The sequence below is a fragment of the Methylobacterium haplocladii genome (assembly GCF_007992175.1).
Classification (GTDB): domain Bacteria; phylum Pseudomonadota; class Alphaproteobacteria; order Rhizobiales; family Beijerinckiaceae; genus Methylobacterium; species Methylobacterium haplocladii.
The window spans coordinates 263,450-283,975 of sequence record NZ_BJZT01000005.1 but is presented as its reverse complement, the minus strand read 5'-3'; the positions used below and the strand labels follow the sequence as shown (position 1 = coordinate 283,975).

The 20,526-nt window shown below is 66.2% G+C and carries 24 protein-coding genes; 7 read left to right on the top strand and 17 right to left on the bottom strand.

Going from position 1 to position 20,526, the window contains the following annotated elements; all coding sequences use genetic code 11:
• A partial coding sequence (locus MHA02_RS22430; RefSeq protein WP_210245047.1) for a hypothetical protein occupies positions 1 to 190 on the top strand: 190 nt, incomplete at its 5' end.
• A 313-nt stretch (positions 191 to 503) separates the two neighbouring features.
• Here MHA02_RS22430 and MHA02_RS03495 read toward each other — a convergent pair.
• From MHA02_RS03495 to MHA02_RS03475, 5 genes are all read right to left on the bottom strand, one after another.
• A complete protein-coding gene (locus tag MHA02_RS03495; protein WP_147076568.1) occupies positions 504 to 2,048 on the bottom strand; it encodes an HlyD family type I secretion periplasmic adaptor subunit in 1,545 nt (514 codons plus the stop codon).
• Complete coding sequence (locus MHA02_RS03490) at positions 2,045 to 4,264, bottom strand: type I secretion system permease/ATPase (RefSeq protein ID WP_147076596.1); 2,220 nt, start codon at positions 4,262 to 4,264, stop codon at positions 2,045 to 2,047. The genes MHA02_RS03495 and MHA02_RS03490 overlap by 4 nt, the downstream gene beginning before the upstream one ends.
• A gap of 765 nt (positions 4,265 to 5,029) precedes the next feature.
• A complete protein-coding gene (locus MHA02_RS03485) occupies positions 5,030 to 5,362 on the bottom strand; it encodes a hypothetical protein (RefSeq protein ID WP_244612397.1) in 333 nt (110 codons plus the stop codon).
• A gap of 380 nt (positions 5,363 to 5,742) precedes the next feature.
• On the bottom strand, positions 5,743 to 6,195 hold the full coding sequence (locus MHA02_RS03480; RefSeq protein ID WP_238180541.1) for a hypothetical protein: 453 nt from the start codon (positions 6,193 to 6,195) through the stop codon (positions 5,743 to 5,745).
• Positions 6,196 to 6,332: 137 nt separating this feature from the next.
• Positions 6,333 to 6,587, bottom strand: a complete 255-nt coding sequence (locus MHA02_RS03475; protein WP_147076566.1) for a hypothetical protein — start codon at positions 6,585 to 6,587, stop codon at positions 6,333 to 6,335.
• Positions 6,588 to 6,700: 113 nt separating this feature from the next.
• Here MHA02_RS03475 and MHA02_RS21985 point away from each other — a divergent pair, with 113 nt between their 5' ends.
• Positions 6,701 to 6,859 carry a hypothetical protein gene (locus MHA02_RS21985; RefSeq protein ID WP_170248997.1) on the top strand — a complete coding sequence of 53 codons (159 nt, stop codon included), beginning with the start codon at positions 6,701 to 6,703 and terminating at the stop codon, positions 6,857 to 6,859.
• Between the two features lie 99 nt (positions 6,860 to 6,958).
• Here MHA02_RS21985 and MHA02_RS03470 read toward each other — a convergent pair whose 3' ends face one another.
• The gene (locus MHA02_RS03470) at positions 6,959 to 7,465 is read right to left on the bottom strand and encodes a phasin family protein (RefSeq protein WP_147076565.1); all 507 of its coding nucleotides are present in this window, start codon (positions 7,463 to 7,465) and stop codon (positions 6,959 to 6,961) included.
• A gap of 491 nt (positions 7,466 to 7,956) precedes the next feature.
• Here MHA02_RS03470 and MHA02_RS03465 point away from each other — a divergent pair, with 491 nt between their 5' ends.
• A complete protein-coding gene (locus MHA02_RS03465) occupies positions 7,957 to 8,229 on the top strand; it encodes a GCG_CRPN prefix-to-repeats domain-containing protein (RefSeq protein ID WP_147076564.1) in 273 nt (90 codons plus the stop codon).
• Positions 8,230 to 8,397: 168 nt separating this feature from the next.
• Here the strand turns inward: MHA02_RS03465 and MHA02_RS03460 are convergent, their stop codons facing one another.
• The 4 genes from MHA02_RS03460 to epmA form a co-directional block, all read right to left on the bottom strand.
• Positions 8,398 to 9,195 carry a YdcF family protein gene (locus MHA02_RS03460; RefSeq protein ID WP_147076563.1) on the bottom strand — a complete coding sequence of 266 codons (798 nt, stop codon included), beginning with the start codon at positions 9,193 to 9,195 and terminating at the stop codon, positions 8,398 to 8,400.
• A 142-nt stretch (positions 9,196 to 9,337) separates the two neighbouring features.
• Positions 9,338 to 9,958, bottom strand: coding sequence for a glutathione S-transferase family protein (locus tag MHA02_RS03455; RefSeq protein WP_147076562.1), 621 nt, complete (start codon positions 9,956 to 9,958; stop codon positions 9,338 to 9,340).
• A complete protein-coding gene (locus MHA02_RS03450) occupies positions 9,958 to 11,013 on the bottom strand; it encodes a lysine-2,3-aminomutase-like protein (RefSeq protein WP_147076561.1) in 1,056 nt (351 codons plus the stop codon). The genes MHA02_RS03455 and MHA02_RS03450 overlap by 1 nt, the downstream gene beginning before the upstream one ends.
• Positions 11,010 to 12,065: an EF-P lysine aminoacylase EpmA gene (epmA, locus tag MHA02_RS03445; protein WP_147076560.1), complete on the bottom strand. Its 1,056-nt coding sequence runs from the start codon at positions 12,063 to 12,065 to the stop codon at positions 11,010 to 11,012. The genes MHA02_RS03450 and epmA overlap by 4 nt, the downstream gene beginning before the upstream one ends.
• Positions 12,066 to 12,196: 131 nt before the next feature.
• On the opposite strand from epmA, the gene efp reads away from it, so the two are divergent.
• Positions 12,197 to 12,763 carry an elongation factor P gene (gene efp / locus MHA02_RS03440; RefSeq protein ID WP_147076559.1) on the top strand — a complete coding sequence of 189 codons (567 nt, stop codon included), beginning with the start codon at positions 12,197 to 12,199 and terminating at the stop codon, positions 12,761 to 12,763.
• A gap of 22 nt (positions 12,764 to 12,785) precedes the next feature.
• Here the strand turns inward: efp and MHA02_RS03435 are convergent, their stop codons facing one another.
• On the bottom strand, positions 12,786 to 13,802 hold the full coding sequence (locus MHA02_RS03435) for an acetyltransferase domain-containing protein (protein WP_147076558.1): 1,017 nt from the start codon (positions 13,800 to 13,802) through the stop codon (positions 12,786 to 12,788).
• A gap of 313 nt (positions 13,803 to 14,115) precedes the next feature.
• Here MHA02_RS03435 and MHA02_RS03430 point away from each other — a divergent pair, with 313 nt between their 5' ends.
• Positions 14,116 to 14,712, top strand: coding sequence for a cold-shock protein (locus MHA02_RS03430; protein WP_238180327.1), 597 nt, complete (start codon positions 14,116 to 14,118; stop codon positions 14,710 to 14,712).
• A 16-nt stretch (positions 14,713 to 14,728) separates the two neighbouring features.
• On the top strand, positions 14,729 to 15,241 hold the full coding sequence (locus MHA02_RS03425) for a DUF192 domain-containing protein (protein ID WP_147076556.1): 513 nt from the start codon (positions 14,729 to 14,731) through the stop codon (positions 15,239 to 15,241).
• A 45-nt stretch (positions 15,242 to 15,286) separates the two neighbouring features.
• Here the strand turns inward: MHA02_RS03425 and MHA02_RS03420 are convergent, their stop codons facing one another.
• The 4 genes from MHA02_RS03420 to MHA02_RS03405 all read right to left on the bottom strand — a co-directional run bounded on the left by MHA02_RS03420 (position 15,287) and on the right by MHA02_RS03405 (position 17,097).
• Entirely contained in the window at positions 15,287 to 15,544 is a 258-nt protein-coding gene (locus MHA02_RS03420) for a DUF3253 domain-containing protein (protein WP_147076555.1), read from the bottom strand.
• Positions 15,534 to 16,247 carry a DUF599 domain-containing protein gene (locus tag MHA02_RS03415; RefSeq protein ID WP_147076554.1) on the bottom strand — a complete coding sequence of 238 codons (714 nt, stop codon included), beginning with the start codon at positions 16,245 to 16,247 and terminating at the stop codon, positions 15,534 to 15,536. Before MHA02_RS03415 ends, MHA02_RS03420 begins: the two co-directional genes overlap by 11 nt.
• 96 nt (positions 16,248 to 16,343) lie before the next feature.
• Positions 16,344 to 16,622: an acylphosphatase gene (locus MHA02_RS03410; RefSeq protein WP_147076553.1), complete on the bottom strand. Its 279-nt coding sequence runs from the start codon at positions 16,620 to 16,622 to the stop codon at positions 16,344 to 16,346.
• A 43-nt stretch (positions 16,623 to 16,665) separates the two neighbouring features.
• Complete coding sequence (locus MHA02_RS03405; protein WP_147076552.1) at positions 16,666 to 17,097, bottom strand: gamma-glutamylcyclotransferase family protein; 432 nt, start codon at positions 17,095 to 17,097, stop codon at positions 16,666 to 16,668.
• A gap of 122 nt (positions 17,098 to 17,219) precedes the next feature.
• Here MHA02_RS03405 and MHA02_RS03400 point away from each other — a divergent pair, with 122 nt between their 5' ends.
• On the top strand, positions 17,220 to 18,017 hold the full coding sequence (locus MHA02_RS03400) for a DUF72 domain-containing protein (protein WP_147076551.1): 798 nt from the start codon (positions 17,220 to 17,222) through the stop codon (positions 18,015 to 18,017).
• Between the two features lie 231 nt (positions 18,018 to 18,248).
• Here the strand turns inward: MHA02_RS03400 and MHA02_RS03395 are convergent, their stop codons facing one another.
• Positions 18,249 to 18,422, bottom strand: a complete 174-nt coding sequence (locus MHA02_RS03395; protein ID WP_238180328.1) for a hypothetical protein — start codon at positions 18,420 to 18,422, stop codon at positions 18,249 to 18,251.
• A 4-nt stretch (positions 18,423 to 18,426) separates the two neighbouring features.
• Positions 18,427 to 20,430 carry an acetyl-CoA carboxylase biotin carboxylase subunit gene (locus tag MHA02_RS03390; protein ID WP_147076550.1) on the bottom strand — a complete coding sequence of 668 codons (2,004 nt, stop codon included), beginning with the start codon at positions 20,428 to 20,430 and terminating at the stop codon, positions 18,427 to 18,429.
• Between the last annotated feature and the right edge of the window lie 96 nt (positions 20,431 to 20,526).

Below are 20,526 nucleotides of genomic sequence, written 5' to 3'. Positions count from 1 at the left end.
AGAACTTTCTTCGTTGCAGGATAGTGCGGCGTCGGAAGCTACCTGCCGGCGACTGGGGAAAGTTCAGGTTCTTGCCGAGCGTATCTCACGTGAGCTCGCCAATAACCCTGTATTCAGCAAAAAATCGTCTGCTGGCACCACCACTCTCGGCATGAACGATCATCGGCTCGCTATCGCTGCAGCAGTCTGAATACCTGGACGCGATTTGAGCGATGCTCGGCCGCACTCGATAAGGCGCTACGCCGGCACCGTGAGATTCGGTGTTTGTGCCGGAAGTGCGTGACTGACGAACCAAGTGTTCAGGCTCACGTCGCGTGGGTGCTGGTTCAACGAAGCAGGCACCGGCGCGGTCGGACGACGCGCCGGGTTCGTTGATTTGACAGCGTTCGCTCGGCACTGCGCTCGCGCAGTGCCGAGCGAACGCAGCCAATCCGAGCGAGCGGCCGCGACTCGCTCGGTGAGCGAACGGTATCGAGCACCAGGCTGGGGTCAGCGTTCCGACGTCAGCGCTCGTGCCCGGCCGTAGATGTGGTCTCCCGTATCGGCGAGAGGATGTAGTCGATGGCCCGGCGCGTGCCCGTCTGAATTTCGACCTGCACCGTCATGCCGGGAGTCAGTGCGACAGGTTTGCCGTCGGCCACGATGTTGTTCTTCCAAACCTCGACGGTGACGGGGAACACGAGGTTCTGCGTGCGGGGCGTGCCGTTCGCCGCAGACACGCCCTGACTTCGCACCACCGAGAGGGTGTCGGTCGATCCGCTCGCATCCCGTTCGTCCACCGCATCTCGTGAGACCCGGACGACCTTCCCTTCTGCGGTTCCGTAGCGCGTGAACGGAAAGGAATCGACCTTCACCGTCACGTTTTGGCCAGGAGCCACGAAACCGATATCCGTGTTGAGAAGGAGCGCTTCGATCTCGAACGGACCGTCGCTCGGCACCAGCACGAGGAGCGGCTGGCTGGCCGTCACCACTTGGCCGACCGTGGTCACGGCGAGCTGCTGCACGGTGCCGTCGATGGGCGCACGCAGCTCCATGCGCTCACGCCGCAACCGTGCCTTGATCACGTCTTGGCGCAAGCTGTCCACTTTCTGCGCGATCTCGGTCAGGGACTGGGCCTGCTTTGCGATCGTCTCGCTGGTCAACTGCTCGATCCGGCGCAGCAGCGAATCGACGCCGGCCTTCGCCTCCTGCTTCTGCCCTTGATCGTAGGCGAGGTCGGCAGCGACCTGCTCGACCTGCTGGAGCGCGTCGATCACGGCCGCGCGTGTCCCAGCGGATCGCGATACGAGGGTCTCGCGCATGGTGGCGCGTTCGGTCAGGACGGCGTGCAGGCGTTCGCGGGCGGCGATGCTCGCGGTCAGCCGCTGCTCGGTCGCTTGCTTCTCGGCGATCTGTGCTTCGAGAGCCAGTCGAGTCGCGTAGTACTGATTGAGGTCGGCAACCATTGCCGCCGTCTCACGCATCTTGATCGGCAGCGGCGTCGTCTCCGCGTAGGCAGGCTCGGCCGTCTTCTGACCCTCGCGAATGGCCTGGATCGTGCTGACGCGGCGCGCCATCTGCGCTGCAAGCGCCTCAAGATCGCTCACGCGGCCGGCCAGATCGGCACCCGCATCGGTCGGATCGAGACTGATCAGAAGGTCGCCGGCCTTGACCCGGGCGCCGTTGGACACATTGATCGCCTCGACTTTGCTGGTCTCGAAGGGTTGCAACACCTTGGAGCGGCCGCTCGACTGAACGCGGCCCGAAGCCACGGCATAGATGTCGAGGTTGGCCAGGAAGCTCCAGATCAGGGCGGAGGCGAACAGGGCGCAAAGGGTCCAGGTGAACACCATCGCCAGCGGCGAGGGCGGTGTCTCCAGGATCGCGAGATGGGCCGGCAGAAACTCCTGGTCCTCGCGCGTGTTCGCGAAGGTCCGGATCCTCCGGGCCAGCGCCGATGTCGGCAGCGAACTGGCACGAAGCACCGGCAGACGCGAGCGGGCAACCGATCCGGTGGCAGGAAGTTTCGGGGGGTCGGCGGGTGGTGTCGTGCCGGGCTGGGCGCTCATGCTGCGGATCCCCGCTCTGGACCCTGGTAGGACTGAAGTTGCCAGAGGCGGCCGTAGAGGCTGCCGGGCCGTGCGATCAGCTCGTGGTGCGAACCGTCTTCGACGATGCGTCCGTCCTGCATGGCGATGATGCGGTCGCAGCCACGTACGGCCGCGAGGCGATGCGCGATCACGACCACGGTACGGCCCCTGACGATGTGCTTCATGTTGTCCTGGATGATGCGCTCGCTTTCGTAGTCGAGGGCCGAGGTCGCCTCGTCCAGAATCAGGATGCGCGGGTTCGTGGCGAGCGCGCGCGCGATGGCGAGGCGCTGTCGCTGGCCGCCCGAGAGGTTGGCGCCGCGCTCTTCGATCATGGTGTCGTAACCATGCGGCATCCGGTTGACGAACTCGTCGGCGCCCGCGAGCCGCGACACCTGGATCACCTGTGCGCGGGTGAGTGCCGGGTTGGCGAGCGCGACGTTCTCGTGGACCGTCTTGTTGAACAACAGGTTCTCTTGAAGCACCACGCCGATCTGGCGCCGCAGCCAGGCCGGGTCGACCTGGGCCACGTCGATCCCGTCGACGAGAACCTGCCCCTTCTCGGGTACATACAGGCGTTGCAGGAGCTTGGTGAAGGTCGACTTGCCGCTCCCCGAGGGGCCGACGATCCCGATCACCTGCCCTGCCGGAATGTCGATCGAGACGTCCCGGAGGACCTCCGGCGTGCCTTGCTGGTAGCGGAAGAAGACGTTGCGCACCGTGAGCCGGCCTGCGGCGGGCGGCAGATGGGCTTGGGCGGTGGCGCGCGTTTCGACGGGCGCGTTGAGCACGTCGCCGAGGCGCTCAATCGAGACCTTCACCTGCTGGAAGTCCTGCCAGAGTTGGCTGAGGCGCAGGATCGGCGCTGTGACCTGCGCCATGATCATGTTGAAGGCGATCAGGCTGCCGACCGTCATATCGCCGTTGATCACGGCGTAGGCCCCGAAGAACAGCACCAGCGCCGATGTCACCGCGTTGATGTACTGGATCGCATTCTGGCCGATGCTTCCGAGGATAGAGGTCACGAAGGATGTATTGACGTAGGCTGCGAGCCGCTCCTCCCACTGGACGCGCAAAGTCGGCTCGACGGCCATGGCCTTGACCGTGTGGATGCCGACGATCGACTCGATGAGGAACTGGTTCGACAGCGCCGAACGGTTGAACTGTTCCAACGTCTTCTCGCGCAGGATCGGACGCAGCATCACCGCCACGAGGATGTAGCAAGGGATCGAGAGCGTCACGATCAGGCCGAGGAGGGGCGAATAGGCATAGAGGATCAGGATGAAGATGAGCGTGAACGGCACGTCGATCGCGGCCGTGAGCGCCTGCCCCGTGAGGAACGCGCGGACCTGCTCCAACTCGCGCACCCGCGCCACCGTCTGGCCGGTGGCACGGGTCTCGAAATAGCCGAGCGGCAGACGCAGCAGATGATCGAACAGGCGTGCGCCGAGCTCGACGTCGATGCGGCTCGTCGTGTGGGTGAGGATGTATTGCCTCAGATGCTGCAGGACGACCTTGAACAGGCCGAGCACCACGAGGCCGACCGCCACGAGTGTGAGGGTCGAATAGCCCTTGTGCACCAGCACCTTGTCGATGGTGATCTGGAAGAAGACCGGCGTGACAAGCCCGCAGATCTGGATGAACAGTGAGGCGACGATGACACTGGTCAGCGGTTTGCGGTAGCGCCAGATCGAGGGCAGGAACCAGGTAAGGCCGAAGTCCTGGACGATCTTGGCGAGGCTGGCGCGCCGCGCGATCAGGATGACCGTCCCGTTCCAGCGCTCGAAGACGCGCTCGCGGGGCATGTGTTCGGCCGTCCGGGCGGCCGGGTCGACGACGCGGAAGGTGCCGTCTTCCAGCCGGCGGCCGATGAGTCGGAAGCTGTTGTCATCCCATTGGATGATGGCCGGTAGAGGCACCCGCTCCAGCCTCTCCGGCTTCTGATTCTTTAGCAGCCGGGCCCGAAGCGAGATCAGCTTGGCGCCACGGACGACGTCGACGGGCGATGCCATGCCTGTACCAAGGCCGAGTTCGTGCCGCACATGGCTCTGCTCGCACTGGACCTGATGGAACGACGCGACCAGGGCAAGCGCACTGAGGCCGGAATCCGGTCGGGGAGCTTGCTGCCCCGCGGATGCGCCGGCAGCCTGAGGCTCCGCCGACGCGGGTGTCGCGTTTCGCCCGCCATCAGCCATTGGCTCGGCCCACATCGACCCTCCTTCGATAACGCAATCGCAGGGTTCCCCGCCCAGTCAGCGATCCGTTACGGTGGCTGACAGGCCAGCATCGGACAAAATGACAGGTCAAATTCGCGCAGTCGTTGTGCGGAATCATGACCTTATGTTAATTCGAGAGCTCGCATAAGCACAACCGATACTTAAGAACGATCGTAGAACATTTGCGAAAGGCTGCTCGTTTCGCGCCAAATCTGCGGGAAATGAGGCAAGAGCAAGTCGGCGGCGCAGGATGCGTGCGCCTTTTGGCTCGTATCGGACGCGGTGCGCGATCCGAAAGCCGGAGACAGAGCGCCATTACCGGAACTGCCGCTCCCGACGCCTTCGGTTTTGAATGTTGCGCAGCTTGAGCGCCATCCGACGAAGTGGAAACCAGTCCTGGGCTCCATCGCCGAGGCGAAGCTTTGCGATCGCTTCGAAAGGGAAGCGGGAATTAGTTTTCTGCAGAAATGCGCAGCGTCCGACGGCGCGTGAACCAGTGTCAGGGATGGCGAGCATCGACAGTCGATGCTCTCAGGCGACCGTCGCCGCGGGCTCGTCAGGCTGTGCAGCGGATCGAGCCGCAGGTGGCAAGCGGTCGCGTCGGCCTCGCGCCCGCGGTTTACTAAATCGACGAATCCGGCGCGGCTCCGTGAGACCCGTACCGAGCGAAAACGATGGACCGATTGCTAGTTCGCTTTCCATCCAGCGATGCTTCGTCCTGAGCTGACTGGCTGAAAAACCATTCTATTCGAATGACTTGTCGCCAACGAGCCAATTCGGGTCCAGGGCCATTTCCATATCGCCCTCGCTAACGAAATCTTGCGGCTGTTCTCCGCTGATCAAATTTCCCGTTTCATTCTGTTCGATGTCGCGCAGCTGCTCCGCCAAAAGCTGGAGGTAATTGGCAGCAGCGGCCGGCCCGAAGGAATCGGCAAAGCGCGCGTGCGCAACAGCCGACATCGTCTCAATGACGGCGAGTGTCGGCATTCCCTGCGCGATCGCAGCGTCCAGGGTCGTCTGCCACGCCCGCGAAAGCTGCTCACGCAATTGATGGGTGTCATCCATCGCTTCGCTCAACGGGTGAGCCTTTTCGATTCTACGGCCTGCAGCCGTCTCCATAGCGGTCCTGGTTCGCCCCGAGCAGTCCAGGCTCAGGAAAAGTCTGGCGACTTGATAACTTGGTTGACGAGGATGCTCAGGGTCAAGACGGCGAGATATAGCTGCTTTCGCGGCCATCATCACAGTTGTTCGCTATGCGTAACACCCAGAGTGACGAGCGGTCGGCACGGATGGAACCAAGCGTGAGCTACGCGCGAAGCCTGCCAGTAGCGGCCACCCTTCCCCTTTCTCGTTCACGGGCGTCACGCTGGATTGATCCCGGCGCAACGAGCGGGCGAATAGGGGATATTTCCGTAGAGAGAGTCCAGGAATGCCCCGCCAAATTCTTGGTCAGGTCCTCACGCGCTCGCCCCCATCGGAACTCGCTCTCCGGGTCCGACGCGGTCGCGGACCGGCTGGCGCGAGGTTGCCTTCGTCTCGACAGGCCGCTTCCGCGCTGCGGATTTCGGCCGGATGACGTCCCCGAGCGCCACGAAACCGTCGCGGCCGGAGAGCGCCGGACGCATGCCGAAACCGATGGCGAAGGAGCGCGTCAGCGCCTCGTCGAGGCCGCATTCGAAGCGCTGCAGAGCAGCCAGGAACGCCTCGCGAAACAGGCGCGGCGCGCACCAGCTCTTCTCAGCGAGCTGCAGCGGCCAGGTCCAGAGACCGTCGCCCCGACGGTCGGAGAGGGCCGCGCGCGCAATGAAGTAGCCCGTCGCGCGGTGCTCGAGACCGTCGGGAAGAAGCTGCCAGTCATCATTCGCGAACAGGACGGCATCGTTGCCGGCATCCATGCTGAGGTCGGTCATGCTGCGGCCCTCGTGGACGGCGGCATCGATCGATTCGACGGCGCCTGGAACATACAAAGAACATGCCCTCGCCGCCGAGCCCGGTCAAGATCTCTGTTCACCCTGTGTTCGGTTGCGCGCACGGGTCGTTGGCCTGCTCAGCCGCCGGTCAGGCTCTCCGCGAAATCGTCCGGCACCTCGCCGAACTGAGCCAGGATCGTCGCGCTCTCCAGTTCACCGGTCTCGTCGTCAGCGACGACCTTGATGGCGGCGGTGCCGGGCATACGGGCCGCCATCGCCTCGGCCTTCTTGAGGGCACCACTTTCGGTAGGGGCGATCTCGCGGTCGCCGGGCAGCAGGCGTTTGCGCTTCACCACGAAGGTCTGCACCACGAACGTCGTCTTCAGAGCCATGGGATTGTTTTCGCCTCGCGCTGCCCGGCACGGGCTCCACGCCCTCGGTAAGGTCCTGCTAAGCCTTTTCGGCCAGCCTGTCCGCCATCCCTACAGTTTGACGGAGCGTCGCCTTGAGCCTGTTTCTCGGCTTCTTCTCTCTGACCGTCGCGACGACACTTGCCACGGGAGCGGCCGCGGTGCTGTGGGCGAAGTTCGTCGGCAAGGGCATGGATGAGCGGGATGGTGTCGAGCGGCGTTCGCAGACCGGGCTCGACATCAGAACGTGGTGAAGCTGCGGTTCGCGAACATCCGTCGCTTCAAGAGCGTTTCGCACGCAAAAAGGGGCGGCCCGACGGCCGCCCCTTCACTCGACATCATATGATGACAAATCAGTTCGGGCGCGAGGCGATCTGAGCCGTCTGCTTCGCCGCACCGGAGAAGATCTTGCCGGCTTCCTCGGCATGCTTCAGGGAGGTTTCGGCGATGCCCTTGCCGTCCTTGATGAAATGCTCGAGGCCTTCACGCACGACGTCGCTCTGGATTGCCGTGAATTCCTGAACTGTCTTGGCCTGGGCCAGCCGGTTCACGGCGGCGAGGTTGCGCTGGAACTGCTTCTGGCTGAACTCGATCCAGTGGCGCGAGGCCTCTTGGAAGCCTTGGCTCAGCACCGTGCCGCAACGGGTCACGGCATCGAGGTTCTGGCGGGACTGGTTGGCGAAGCGCTCCGCATCTTCCTTCGAGAGGTTGAAGCCGCGCGTAAGGCGCTCTGTCGCTTCGAAGACCTGACGCGACACGTTCTGGACGTTGTCCTGAACCGTGCGGACGACATCCTGGGTCTGGCCGACGGCGCGGTCGGCAGTGTTCTTCGCTTGGTTGTCTGTCTGCGTGGAGGCCATGATAGTTATCCTTCCTGGATTTGGAATATCGTCTCAACAAGTCGACATTTACCTGTGGGAATTCCACGCCAGTGACGGTGGCCGGATACGCTCTTACAGTGTGTCGTTGTGCCCTGCTGATAGGTCGACAGGTCGGATGTGGGCTTCCATTTTCAAGTCCCCGGAATTGCATTCAATCACATGAAAATTCCGTGACGATTCATTCCAATTGAGCTTTGCGGCGCAAGCCGTTGAGTGCGCTGCACAATAAGACATGATGCGGTGCGACTGGCGGCCTCGGTCGGCGCGCATTATTTTTGCGTGCATACGCAGGTGCGGGGTTCGAAACGCATAGTGTCTTGTGCGGATCCGCATTGCCCGCAGTCCCTCGGAACGGATCGAGCGCCGTCAGGGTTCGTCCGGATTGTCCGGGGTCGAGGCAGAGATCCAAGGGCAAGTCCGCAGGGCTCGATCGGGGAAGAGCCGACCTATCCATCAAGGAGACCAAAATCATGAAGTTCACCGGCTTGATCGTTGCGGCGTCCGCGATGCTGCTGGCTGGCGGCACGGCATGGGCCGTGCCCCTCGCGCAGGCACCGTTGGCGGCTGACCCCGCCGTGACGCTCGTGCGCGGCGGTTGTGGCTTCGGGGCCCATCGCGGCCCGTACGGCGGCTGCCGCCTCAACAACGGCCCGCGCGGCGACATCCGCCGCGCCCTCACCGGTGCCCCCGGCGGCTGCCCGCCCGGTCGCTATCGTATCCGGGGGATTTGCCGCTACCGCTAACGGACCAAGTCGGAATCGGCGCCCTGGACTGACGCCAGTTCCGTCGTTCACTTCGATCCCGATCGGATGCTGGTTCGCCGCCCTGGCCCTCGCCCGCGACGCGCGCGCGACGCCCAATGGCCGCCGGCTACTCGGCCGGAGTCGTTGGGACGCCGGAGCGGTTCGGTCTCACGGCGCCGGCATCCATTCGTCGGTGTAGCCGGCGAGCCGATAGGCGACGAGGCCGATCCATTCCTTCACGGCGAGGTCGAATTCCAGCAGCCCGTCGGATGCGAAGGTGTTGAAGCGGCGGGCGTCGCGCGGGCCGGCGGTGCGATAGTCGACGGGATAGGCCGTCACGGCATATCCCACCTTTCGGAAACAGCCGACGGCGCGCGGCATGTGCCAGGCCGAGGTCACGAGCAGCCAGCGCTCGTTCGGCTTTGGCGGGACGAGCTCGGCGCTGAACCGCGCGTTTTCGCGGGTGTTGCGCGAGCGCTCCTCCAGGATCAGCCGGTCGCGCGGTACGCCGAGGGTGTCGGCGAAACGGCCGATCGTGCCCGCCTCGGAAATCGTGCCGTCCTTGATGTTGCCGCTGCCCCCCGAGAACAGCAGCCGCGCCGTGGGATAGCGCCGGGCGAGGTCGGCGAGGGCGATCTGGCGCTCGCCGGCGTCGTTCAGCGTGAGCTGGTCGCGCTCGGCGGAGATCGTGGTCATGAGTCCGCCGCCGAGCACGAGGATCCCATCGATCGGGCGACCGTCATCGACGAAGGCGGGGAAGCGGTCCTCCAGCGGCATGATGGTCCAGGCCGCGAGCGGAGACAGGCCGGCGGTCAGGAGCCCGACGAATCCGGCGATCGCCAGGACGCGCCCGAATGCCCCGCCGGCCTGCGTGAACAGCAGCAGGCACCCGAGCAGCCCGATGAGGATGAGGAAGTTCGAGGGGGTGATCAGGAAGAAGACGATCTTCGAGAGCGGAAAGAACATGGCTTTTCCGGATTCTGGGCCTTTCGGCGCAGGTGAAGCGGTATCGCGCATCTGGGCCTCGTCCGGCGCCGCTGTCGGGCCAAGCAGGTTTCGGAAAAGGCGTCCCGCGGCTCACCACCGCGAGCCTGCTGAGAGCGGAGAGTCAGCTCATCGGCTCAGACACAACCACAACGGCGGCTCGACGTTGCGCGATCGTGCGGTACCATCGCGCAAGATTCGGACGTTCTTTCCTCGGAATCGGCAGGTGAAGCCAGCGATGGGCGGCACAGCCCACCGCGATGTCGGCGATGCCGAAGGTGTCGCCCGCCACGAAGGCCGTGCCGGCGAGGTGGGAGTCGAGCAGAGCCGCCGCCGCCTCGCTCCGGGCGCGCGAGGCTTCGATCGCCGGCCGGTCCCGCTGGTCCTCCGCCACCCGGATTAGCTGCCAGAAGCAGTCGCGCATGGCGGGGGTGAAGGTGGTGGTTTGCCAATCGAGCCACTGGTCGACGCGGGCGCAAGAGCGCGGCTCGTCAGGCAGGGCCAGCGACGAGCCGGGCAGGCGTGCGAGGTAGCGCAGGATCGCATTCGACTCCCACAGCACGAAGTCGTCCTCCTGCAGCGTCGGAACGAGCCCGTTCGGGTTGAGCGCGCGATAGGATTCCTCACCGACCACGCCATGGGCGCCCCCCGCATCGATCCGCTCGTAGGGCAGGCCGAGTTCCTCAAGTCCCCAGATCGCCTTCTGCACGTTGACGGAATTCGCCCGTCCCCACAGTCGTCGCATCAGGTCTCCTCATGTGGCTCGGGTGGATAGGCATGCTCGATGCCCTGCGGATCGGTGACGCGATGGCCCTCGCCGGCCTCGCGCAGATAGCCCGGCCCCACCGGTACCTTGCCGTGCCCGCCGGGAATGTCGAGGACGTAGGTCGGCTGGGCCAGCCCGGACAGTGTCGCCCGCAACGTCCGCATCAGGGACTGCCCCTCCGGAAGGCTCGTTCGAAAATGCCCGGTGCCTGGAGCGAGGTCGCCGTGGTGGAGGTAGTAGGGCTTGATCCGGTTCTCGACGAAGCTGCGCATCAGTGCGGTCAGCGTCTCGGGATCGTCGTTGATTCCGGCGAGCAGCACGCTCTGGCTCACCATCGGAATCCCCGCATCGACGAGCCGGGCGACGGCTTTTCGCGCGGCCGGCGTGAATTCCCGCGGGTGGTTGGCGTGAAGCGCCACGAAGACGGCGCCGCGAAAGCCCTTCAGGGCGGCGACGAGGGCGTCGGTGACGCTCGACGGATCGACCACCGGCACGCGGGTGTGGATCCGCAGCACGCGGACGTGCGGGATCGAATCGAGCGCCAGCGTGATCGCGCCGAGCCGTCGCGGCGAGAGCGCGAATGGATCGCCGCCGGTGAGCACGACCTCCCAGATGCCGGGGTCGGCGGCGATGTAAGCATAGGCCCCCGAGAGTTGCGCATCGCTGAGGGTACCGAGCCCCTCGGGTCCGACCACCTCGCGGCGGAAGCAGAACCGGCAATAGACCGGGCAAACATGTAACGGCTTGAGCAGCACGCGGTCGGGATAGCGATGGACCAGACCGGGCAAGGGCGCGTGGACGGTATCGCCGATCGGATCGGCCCGTTCGGTCGGATGCGTCTCCAGTTCGTCAGTGCTGGGCACGAACTGGCGCGCGATCGGGTCCGCCGGATCGGCCGGGTCGATCAGTTCGGCCATGTCGGCCGTGAGCGAAACGGCGTAGCGCGCCGCCACCGCCTCCAGACCGGACAGATCTTCGGGCCGCACCATCCCGGCGCGGGCCAGGTCGGCTGGGCTGCGTAGGTGCCGGGTCACGACGCGCTGCCTCGCGCGACCGGGGTCCAGATCACATCGTCGATGCGCGGTGCGCCGGTCGCCAGCATCACCAGCCGGTCGAAGCCCAGCGCTATGCCCGAGGCCTCCGGCATGATCGCGAGGGCGTCCAGGAAGTCCTCGTCGATCGGATAGCGCTCGCCGTAGACGCGGGCCTTCTCGTCCATCTCGGCCTCGAAGCGGCGGCGTTGCTCGGCGGGATCCGTCAACTCGCCGAAGGCGTTGGCGAGTTCGACGCCGCAGGCATAGAGTTCGAAACGCTCCGCGACGCGCGGGTCGTCCGGGCTCGGCCGGGCCAGCGCGGCCTCGCTGACCGGATATTCGCAGAGCAGGGTCGGGCGGCCATCGCCGAGATGCGGCTCGATCAGTCCGACCAGGATGCGGGAGTAGAGATCGGCCCAGGTGTCGTCGGCGGCGACGCGCAGGCCGCGCGTGGCGGTCGCCTCGGCAAGCGCCGTGCGGTCGGTGCTGCCATCGGGTGCCATCGTCGCGAGCAGATCGATGCCGGCATGGCGTTCGAAGGCCTCGGCCACGCTCAGCCGCTCGAAGGACGCGAACGGGTCGGCCTCGCGACCCCGATAGGTCAGGCGCGTTACGCCAGCCGTCTCGGCGGCGAGCGCCAGAACTTCGGCGCAGTCCTGCATCAAGGCCTCGTAGCCCTCCCCTGCGCGGTACCACTCGACCATGGTGAACTCGGGATGGTGCAACGGGCCGCGCTCGCGGTTGCGGAACACCCTGGCGATGCTGACGATCTTCGGCTCTCCGGCCGCAAGCAGCTTCTTGCAGGCGAATTCCGGCGAGGTGTGCAGGTAAAACGGATCGCGGCTACCGTCCGGCAGCAGCGCCTCGGTGGCGAAGGCCGAGAGATGCGCCTCGTTCCCGGGCGAGACCTGCAGGCAGGCGGCCTCGACCTCGACGAAGTCTCGGGACGCGAAATGCGCACGCAGGGCCGCCTGGATACGGTTGCGCGTCAGCAGCAGGGGGCGGCGGTCGGCGTGGATCCGCGGCTCCCACCAAGTGGATGGAGCGCTCACGCTTCGCCGGCTCGTCTTATGAAGGGGCTCGGGTGGCACGAAAGCGGCGGATGGGATAGGGGCTGCAAGATTGTCTCGCTCCGGCGTCGCCGCACCGGCCCGGCGCCCTCGTCAAAACAAGGTCTACGCTCGTGAAGGTGATCGCCTCGACGCTCCGCAAGGGCAATGTCGTCGACAAGGACGGCAAGCTCTACGTCATCCTGACGGCGGAGAACATCCACCCCGGCAAGGGCACGCCGGTGACGCAGCTCGACATGCGCCGGATCAGCGACGGCGTGAAGGTATCGGAGCGCTACCGCACCACCGAGCAGGTCGAGCGCGCCTTCGTCGAGGACCGCGAGCACACCTTCCTCTACAGCGACGGCGAGGGATTCCACTTCATGAATCCCGAGACCTACGAGCAGCTTGCGGTGCCCGAGGACGTCGTCGGCTCCTCCGCCCCCTACCTGCAGGAAGGCATGGCGGTGATGCTCTCGCAGCACAACGGCGTGCCGCTGACGATCGAGCTGCCCCAGCGCGTGACCCTGGAGATCGTCGAGACTGAGCCGGCCATGAAGGGCCAGACCGCCTCGTCGTCCTACAAGCCGGCGATCCTCTCGAACGGCGTGCGCACCTCGGTTCCGCCCCACGTTGCGACCGGAACCCGCGTCGTCATTTTGACCGCCGACGGCTCCTACGTCGAACGGGCCAAGGACTGATCATCTCAGTTTTTGCGCGATCTTACGGCGGAGGCGATGTGCCCTCCGCCGCCTCGTAGCATTGCCGCGAGAGCGCCTGCGCCCTCGCCCGCTCCTCGATGGTGAAGGTCACGCCGGTGGCCCAGAGGCCTTCGCGCCGGAGCCCGTCGGCGACGCAGCGGCTGGCGATCCGGCAGGCCTCCGGGCCGCCGCCGGTCCGGGTGCAGTTGCCCTGGAATTCCTTTCGAAACTCCGCGACGCCCGCGTTCGGGTGCGGTCCGGTCAGGCTGACGAGCCCGTAGACCAAGCCGAAAAGCACAGGCTGGTGAACGAGATACACCGCGAGGCTGTGACGCCCCGCGAAGGTCGCGGCCCGGCCCACCCGCTCCTCGGCCCGCCAGCGTGCGAGGCGCGAGCGCAGGAAAGCCGGCAGGCCGGCTCGCGTGAGGGCGATGCCCGCGAGCACGATCCCGAACCAGGGAAACAGTGGCACCCAGTCGTTCGTCTGGGGCAAACGGCTGCCAAGACCGAGGAAGAACAGCTCCGACGCTTCGAGCATCGGATGCCGCAGCACCGTGCCGCCGAGGACGAACACGGCACTGGCCAGAATGCTGGCCGGGATGCCGATCACGGCCGGCATGATCAGCAGCGGCAGCGCCAGGATGCTGGCGACGGCGATGCAATGCAGGATGCCGAAGAAGATGAACCCGTCCGGCATGAACCAGTAGGTCACCCCGGTGATCAGGATCGCGGCGCCCCCGATCCGCGCGAGGCGGATCAGGTAGGGCCGCCAGCGAAGTCCGTTCCGGGTGGCGAGAACGAGGCCGATCCCGACGAGCAGCAGGAAGCTCCCGGCGATGAGGTGGGCGGCGAGGCGGCCGGGCGGCGTCAGCGCGGCGTTGAGCGGCGTGACCTTCAGGAAGCCGAGATCCCAGGTGAGGTGATAGGCCGCCATCGCCAAGAGCGCCGTGCCGCGGGCGGCGTCGATGGCGTCGATGCGGAGGGGGCGAGAATCGTCCGAGGTCGTGTCGGCCTTCGAGGTCAGGCTGGTGTCGAGCATGGGATTTCGCCTAGCATCCTAACCGGGCGCGGGCGATGCCCGTGGGCGTCAGCAACAGTCTCTCGGAAACGTGATCGGTCACGCCGGCATTCGTGAATACCTCTCGGTCGCACGGAGAACTGCGTGTCGATCGAGGCGTGTCCGCGCTCATGACTGTGGCAAGACTGCCGAATCGCTGAAAAATGCAATGTTCGAGGGCATCCCTGCCGAGGGAACGGGCTTCCGCCGATTCCGGACTTTGTTAATTTACCGTGAGAATCGCGCTCCGTGATTCGGTTCGGTTCGGGTTGCTTTCATGTCGAACGATCACGGAATGAGCGAGATCGGGCTGCGCTCGGCCAGGCTGTCGGACGATGCCGCGCCGTCGGGCCGTGAGGCGGAGACCGAGCGTCCGGTCGACCTGATCGAGGTCGCCGGGCACATCAAGTGGTTCGACGTCTCCAAGGGCTTCGGGTTCATCGTGCCGGACGACGGCTCGCCGGACATCCTGCTGCACGTCACCTGTCTGCGTCGCGACGGCCACCAGGGTGCGAGCGAAGGCGCGCGCATCGTCGTCGAGGCCGTGGAACGGCCGCGCGGTTGGCAGGCCTTCCGGGTCATCTCGCTGGATCAGTCGAGCGCCACCCACCCCTCCGAACTGCCGATGCCGCGCACGCATGTCAGCGTGACGCCGACGAGCGGGCTGGAGACCGCGGTGGTGAAATGGTTCAACCGCCTGCGCGGCTTCGGCTTCCTCTCCTGCGGCGAGGGTACGCCCGACATTTTCGTGCACATGGAGACCCTGCGCCGCTACGGCATCGCTGAGCTGAAGCCGGGCGATACCGTCCTGGTGCGCTACGGCGACGGCTCGAAGGGTGCTATGGCGGCGGAAGTCCGCCTCGTCGACGGGGCGCTTCCCAGCTCCCACTGACGGTTTGCTTTCCGCGATGGTCTCCAAAAGTCTGCTTCGCCGCCGCGTCGTCCATGCGGTGGTCGCCGCTCTGCTGGCGGCCCCGATCTCCGTCGTCCCCGCTCGCGCCGAAGTGGCGGTGGACGACATGGCGGCAGCGCGCACCGAACCGCTCGGCATCGTCACCAGGAACGGCCGCCGCGCCTTCAAGGTCGAGGTGATGCGAAGCGACGCCGACCGCGCCCGCGGCCTGATGTTCCGCAAGGTGATGGCGCCCGACCGCGGCATGCTGTTCGATTTCGAGCAGGTCCAGCCGGTCAGCATGTGGATGAAGAACACCTACCTTCCCCTCGACATGGTGTTCATCCGGCCCGACGGTACGGTCGCGCGGGTCGCTGCCGACACCGAGCCGTTGTCCACCAAGGTCATCCCGTCGGGGGAGCCGGTGCTGGCCGTGCTCGAACTCAATGCCGGCACCGCAGAAAAGCTTGGGATCCGCACCGGCGACCGGGTCGAGCACGCGCTGTTCAAGGCACGTGGCGGGCGCTGAGGCACGCCCCGTAGAACCGACGCGACCGGATCAGTCCTCCGAGCATCAGGGCGCCGGCCCGAGTCGATAGATTCCGCGAAAATCGTCCGGATCGACCGGCTTGCCTTTGCGGAGAATCGCGATGCGGCCTTCCTTGGTGAGGCGCACCGCAACTCGACGCACCGGCTGCATCAGCGGCCCCCAGCCCTCGGAATGCGGGCCGCCGAGCGCGCGGGCGACCTCCGAGGGACAGCAGGTCTTGCCGACCCCGCGTTCCGCGACGAGGCGCAGCATGGTCGCTTCGATCTCGGCGTCATCGGCCATCGCGTTGATCCTCATCGGCGAGCAGGGCTGTGCGGATTTCCGAGGCGAACTGCCGCCGCCACATCACGCAGACGACGGCGCCGGTCGCGCCGATCAGGACCGCCGCGCTCACGAACCAGCCGAGATAGGCCAGCGCGAAGAAGAAGGCCCGCTGCCCCCGGTCGAAATGGTTGCCGGCCGCGATGTTCATGGCCGCGGCGCGGTGCGCAGCCCGCTGCATCGTCTCGTAGTCGGCACCGGATCCTTTCGGCGGAACCGCCCCGATCAGGATCGCTCCGTAATTGAACAGGCGATAGGCCCAGGAAAACTTGAAGAAGGCATAGACGAAGACGATCGCGAGCCCCGCGACCTTGATCTCCCAGATCGCCCGGCTTGCCGCGACACCGAAGGGCAGCGAACCGAACAGCGACAGCACGTCATCGCTCGAGCGCGACAGCGTCAGCACGGATCCCAGCGCAATCAGCGAGGTGGAGGCAAAGAAGGCGGTGCCGTTCTGGAGCGAGGCGTTGATGGTGGTGTCGACGACGCGGTTGTCCCGCCCGATCATCTGCTCCGCCCAGATGCGCCGTTGGGCATGCATGATCCGGCTGAGACTGAGATGCCCGCGCCGCCGCTGCACCGCCAGGCCGTAACCGAGCCACGCGGCGATGAAGAACGCGAGGCCGACGATGTCGAGCGGCGAGAAGACGCGGAAGTCAGGCATGGCGTCGGGCGCCTCGGAGGGACCAAGCGGAACAGGTCATGAGCGGCGGCTATAGAGCGGGGGGGCTCTCGGCAAGCCTCACACAGCCATGCATCCTCAGTCGGCGACCGCGAAGCCCCGGGTGGAGACCGGTTCGGCCGCTGTGATGTCGATTCCGTCCACCCGCGCGGCGGGCGGCCCGTCTCTGCACTCGGCGACGAGGGCATCGACCGCGTCGGCCGACCCGGAGAACACGCCCTCGACGGCCCCGTCCGCCCGGTTGCGGACCCAGCCGGCGACACCGTGGTGTCGGGCCCGCGCCTGCGTCCACTTCCGGTAGAATACGCCCTGAACGCGGCCGCGGATGACGACGTGGATGGCCTTGGTCTCGCTCAATGCGCTGCTCCGTCTGCCGTGCTCGGGCGATCGCCGGCGTGGCTCAAGCCCGCGCCCGCCGCAGCCAGCCCCGGATCTCCTGGACGTAGGGACCGGGCAACTGCGCAGCCTGCGCCGCCGCAAGCACGTCCTCCAGATAACCCGGCCGCGGGACTCCGGCTGCGGTGCTGCGCCCGAAATAGATCAGCGCCCGCCGGATTCCGACATCCGTCGTGACCGGCTGCGAGGCTTTCACGTAGAGCCCGCCGGCCACGCCCTCGTAGCGGTCGAGCGCCGGTACATCGGAAAGCGAGAGCTCCCAGAGCACGCCCCACACGGTGGAGCCGGGAGCCCGCACCACGGAGGCGTAGCCCTCCTTCATGATGATGAAGCGGTGACGGTTGAGGCGGCCACGACCGATCAGCCGCGAGCCCGGGCAGCGGATCGCCATTTCGGCCGCATCCATGTTGGCGCCGTAGGCGAAGTAGAGCGGCATGAGGTCCTTGCGGGAGTGCTGGGCTTGAGACGCGTGGCCGAGGCGATAAGCTCGGGCAAGCGGCGGACAAGGGATCGGGGACGTTTCGTGCGGCGGAATTCCACAGACGGGCGGCCCGCCTGATGGCCGGCCAAATCCATGTCGGCGTCGGCGGCTGGTCCTTCGAGGAGTGGCGCGGGGCGTTCTACCCGAAGGAAATCCGAAAGGCCGGAGAGCTCGCCTACATGGCCGAGCGGCTGACCGCCATCGAGATCAATGCCACCTTCTATGGCTCTCAGAAGCCTGAGGTGTTTCGCCGATGGGCGAGCGAGACGCCCGAGGGCTTCCGGTTCTCGCTGAAGGCGTCGCGCTACACGACGACCCGGCGGGTGCTCGCCGAGGGCGCCGAGTCGATCAAAAAGTTCTTCGAGACCGGACCGACGGCGATGGGCGACAAGCTCGGACCGATCCTCTGGCAACTGCCCGCCACCAAGAGGTTCGACCGCGACGACATCGCCGCGTTCCTCGAGCTGCTGCCAGTGGCGTGGAACGGGCGGCCGCTGCGCCATGTCGTCGAGGCCGGCCACGAGAGCTTCGCGGATCCCGCCTTCGTCGCGCTCCTGCGCGAGGCGAAGGCCGAGGTGGCGCAGGTGGTGCTCGACGATCCCGATCACCCGACCATCGCCGACGTTACGGCCGACTTCGTTTATCTCCGTCTGCAGCGGAGCCGGGCCGATGTCGAGACCGGCTATTCGGAGGCTGATCTCGACACGTGGGCGAAGCGGCTGAACACGTATGCTGCCGGCGGTGTGCCGGACGACCTGCCGACGATCGGTGGAGACACGTCCGAGAAGCGGAAGCGAGACGTTTTCGCGTTCTTCATCTCGGGGGCGAAAGTCCGCAACCCTGCTGCAGCGACGGCGCTGATCGAGAAGCTGTGAGGCTGAGCGCAGTTCGCGGCAGTCACTCGCCCGGCGGCTTGCGATCGAGCCGCCGGCCAGCGCGCTCGTGAGCGAGCACGGCGAGCTAGGCTGCCGTCAAGACGAAAGCCGGGATCACGAAGGTGGCGAAGATCTGGCCGGAATTCACGGCTTGAGACTCCGTAGAACGCGTCGTCCAAGCCAATGTCGGTCCGTCGCGGCGCAGAACCAAATGCCGGCGAAAATCGCCGTTTAGACGCTGATGGCCGGCGCGGACGGAACGCCGAAATTCACTGCGGTGACCGGCGTCACGACGCCGACCACGATGAACGCAACAGCCTCGTTGTCGAGCCCCGTGGCCGAAAGCTTCGCCCGCTCATCGTAGGCGAGGTCGGATAGTCCGGGCGGCCGTTGTCCTCGCGGCATACGCTCACGCGAATTCGAGGATCACCTCGTCCACCGCCAGGCTGTCGCCCTCCTTCGCCGCGATCGTGGATATCTTGCCGTCGCGCTCGGCGCGCAGCACGTTCTCCATCTTCATGGCCTCGACGATGGCGAGCGGCTCGCCGACCTTCACCTCCTGGCCTTCCTCGACCAGGATCTGCTTCACGAGGCCGGGCATCGGGCAGAGCAGCTGCTTGCCGGAATCGCCGGTCTCCTTGACGGGCATCAGTGCGGCGAGTTCGGCCTCGCGGCGCGTGTAGACGCGGGCGTTCGCGGCGGCGCCGGCATGCTGCAGGAAGACGCCGTTGAGCACGCTGCGGACCTGGATCGCGACCTGCTCCTCGCCGACGGTGCCGGTCCAGACCGGCTCGCCCGGACGCCAGTCGCTGAGCACGGGCGTCACCGTGCCGTCCGCGCTCGTGACGACGAGGTCGTTGCCGATGGTGGCGACGGTGACGTCGAAGGTCTGGTCGCCGAGGTGCACCACGCGCTCGCGCTCGAAATGCAGCAGTTCCGGATCGCGCATCTGGCCGGAGATCCCGCGCTTGCGCACGTTGAGCTTGTGGTCGATCGCCGCCGCCACGGCCGCGAGCCGCAGCGCGACCGCGCCTTCGGGAGCGGGCGCGACGAAGCCCTCCGGGAATTCCTCCTTGATGAAGCCCGTCGAGAGGTTGCCCTCGCGCCAGCGCGGATGCGCCATCAGCGTCGCCAGGAACGGAATGTTGTGGCGGATGCCGTCGATGGCGAAGGCGTCGAGGGCGGTGCCCTGCGCCTCGATGGCCTGCAGACGGGTCGGCGCCCAGGTCACCAGCTTGGCGATCATCGGATCGTAGTGGATGGCGATCTCGCCGCCTTCCTCCACGCCGGTATCGTTGCGCACGATCGCCTCGCCCGACGGCCCCTCGGCCGGGGGCCGGTAGGTGGTGAGGCGTCCGATGGAGGGCAGGAAGTTTCGGGTCGGGTCCTCGGCGTAGACGCGGCTCTCCACCGCCCAGCCGTTGAGCTTCACGTCGTCCTGGGCGAGCGGTAGCGTCTCGCCGGCCGCGACCCGGATCATCAGCTCGACGAGGTCGAGCCCGGTGATCATCTCGGTGACCGGGTGCTCGACCTGGAGCCGGGTGTTCATCTCGAGGAAGTAGAAGGACTTGTCCTGGCCGGCGACGAACTCGACGGTGCCGGCCGAGTCGTAGTCGACGGCCTTGGCGAGAGCGACGGCCTGCTCGCCCATCTTTCGGCGCGTCTCTTCGTCGAGGAGCGGGCTCGGGGCTTCCTCGATGACCTTCTGGTTGCGGCGCTGGATCGAGCACTCGCGCTCGCCGAGGTAGATCACGTTGCCGTGCTTGTCGCCGATCACCTGGATTTCGATGTGGCGCGGATCGGTGATGAACTTCTCGATGAAGACGCGATCGTCGCCGAAGGAGGACGAGGCCTCGGACTTGGCGCGATCGAAGCCTTCCTTCACCTCACCCGCGGATTCGGCGATGCGCATGCCCTTGCCGCCGCCGCCGGCCGAGGCCTTGATCATGACGGGATAGCCGATCTCGTCGGCGATCTTCACAGCATGCTCGGCGTCGGTGATCACCCCGAGGAAGCCGGGGACGGTCGAGACGTTGGCGGCGGCGGCGGCCTTCTTCGACTCGATCTTGTCGCCCATGGCGGCGATCGCGCCCGGGTTCGGCCCGATGAAGGTGATGCCGGCGGCCGCGAGCGCCTTCGGGAAGGATTCACGTTCGGACAGAAAGCCGTAGCCCGGATGCACGGCCTGTGCGCCGGTCTGCTTGCAGGCGTCGATGATCTTGTCGATGACGAGATAGGATTCCGCGGCCGATGCGGGACCGATATGAACCGCCTCGTCGGCCATGGCGACGTGGACGGCGTCACGGTCGGCGTCCGAATAGACCGCCACCGTCTTGATGCCCATCCGGCGGGCCGTCTTGATGATGCGGCAGGCGATCTCGCCCCGGTTGGCAATCAGGATCTTTTCGAACATCGCGGGCCGCAAGTGGGAGGAAGCGTCATCGGACGAGCGTCGGGGCCAAACCCCGGCTGCATTCCGATAAAGCACTTGCGCAGCCGGCGAAAGCTG

Coding starts and splice junctions, on each gene's coding strand:
- MHA02_RS03495 (WP_147076568.1), bottom strand. CDS start 2,048: ATGAGCGCCCAGCCCGGCACGACACCACCCGCCGACCCCCCGAAACTT.
- MHA02_RS03490 (WP_147076596.1), bottom strand. CDS start 4,264: ATGGCTGATGGCGGGCGAAACGCGACACCCGCGTCGGCGGAGCCTCAG.
- MHA02_RS03480 (WP_238180541.1), bottom strand. CDS start 6,195: ATGACCGACCTCAGCATGGATGCCGGCAACGATGCCGTCCTGTTCGCG.
- MHA02_RS03475 (WP_147076566.1), bottom strand. CDS start 6,587: ATGGCTCTGAAGACGACGTTCGTGGTGCAGACCTTCGTGGTGAAGCGC.
- MHA02_RS03470 (WP_147076565.1), bottom strand. CDS start 7,465: ATGGCCTCCACGCAGACAGACAACCAAGCGAAGAACACTGCCGACCGC.
- MHA02_RS03465 (WP_147076564.1), top strand. CDS start 7,957: ATGAAGTTCACCGGCTTGATCGTTGCGGCGTCCGCGATGCTGCTGGCT.
- MHA02_RS03460 (WP_147076563.1), bottom strand. CDS start 9,195: ATGTTCTTTCCGCTCTCGAAGATCGTCTTCTTCCTGATCACCCCCTCG.
- MHA02_RS03455 (WP_147076562.1), bottom strand. CDS start 9,958: ATGCGACGACTGTGGGGACGGGCGAATTCCGTCAACGTGCAGAAGGCG.
- MHA02_RS03435 (WP_147076558.1), bottom strand. CDS start 13,802: ATGCTCGACACCAGCCTGACCTCGAAGGCCGACACGACCTCGGACGAT.
- MHA02_RS03430 (WP_238180327.1), top strand. CDS start 14,116: ATGAGCGAGATCGGGCTGCGCTCGGCCAGGCTGTCGGACGATGCCGCG.
- MHA02_RS03425 (WP_147076556.1), top strand. CDS start 14,729: ATGGTCTCCAAAAGTCTGCTTCGCCGCCGCGTCGTCCATGCGGTGGTC.
- MHA02_RS03420 (WP_147076555.1), bottom strand. CDS start 15,544: ATGGCCGATGACGCCGAGATCGAAGCGACCATGCTGCGCCTCGTCGCG.
- MHA02_RS03415 (WP_147076554.1), bottom strand. CDS start 16,247: ATGCCTGACTTCCGCGTCTTCTCGCCGCTCGACATCGTCGGCCTCGCG.
- MHA02_RS03405 (WP_147076552.1), bottom strand. CDS start 17,097: ATGCCGCTCTACTTCGCCTACGGCGCCAACATGGATGCGGCCGAAATG.
- MHA02_RS03400 (WP_147076551.1), top strand. CDS start 17,220: ATGGCCGGCCAAATCCATGTCGGCGTCGGCGGCTGGTCCTTCGAGGAG.
- MHA02_RS03395 (WP_238180328.1), bottom strand. CDS start 18,422: ATGCCGCGAGGACAACGGCCGCCCGGACTATCCGACCTCGCCTACGAT.
- MHA02_RS03390 (WP_147076550.1), bottom strand. CDS start 20,430: ATGTTCGAAAAGATCCTGATTGCCAACCGGGGCGAGATCGCCTGCCGC.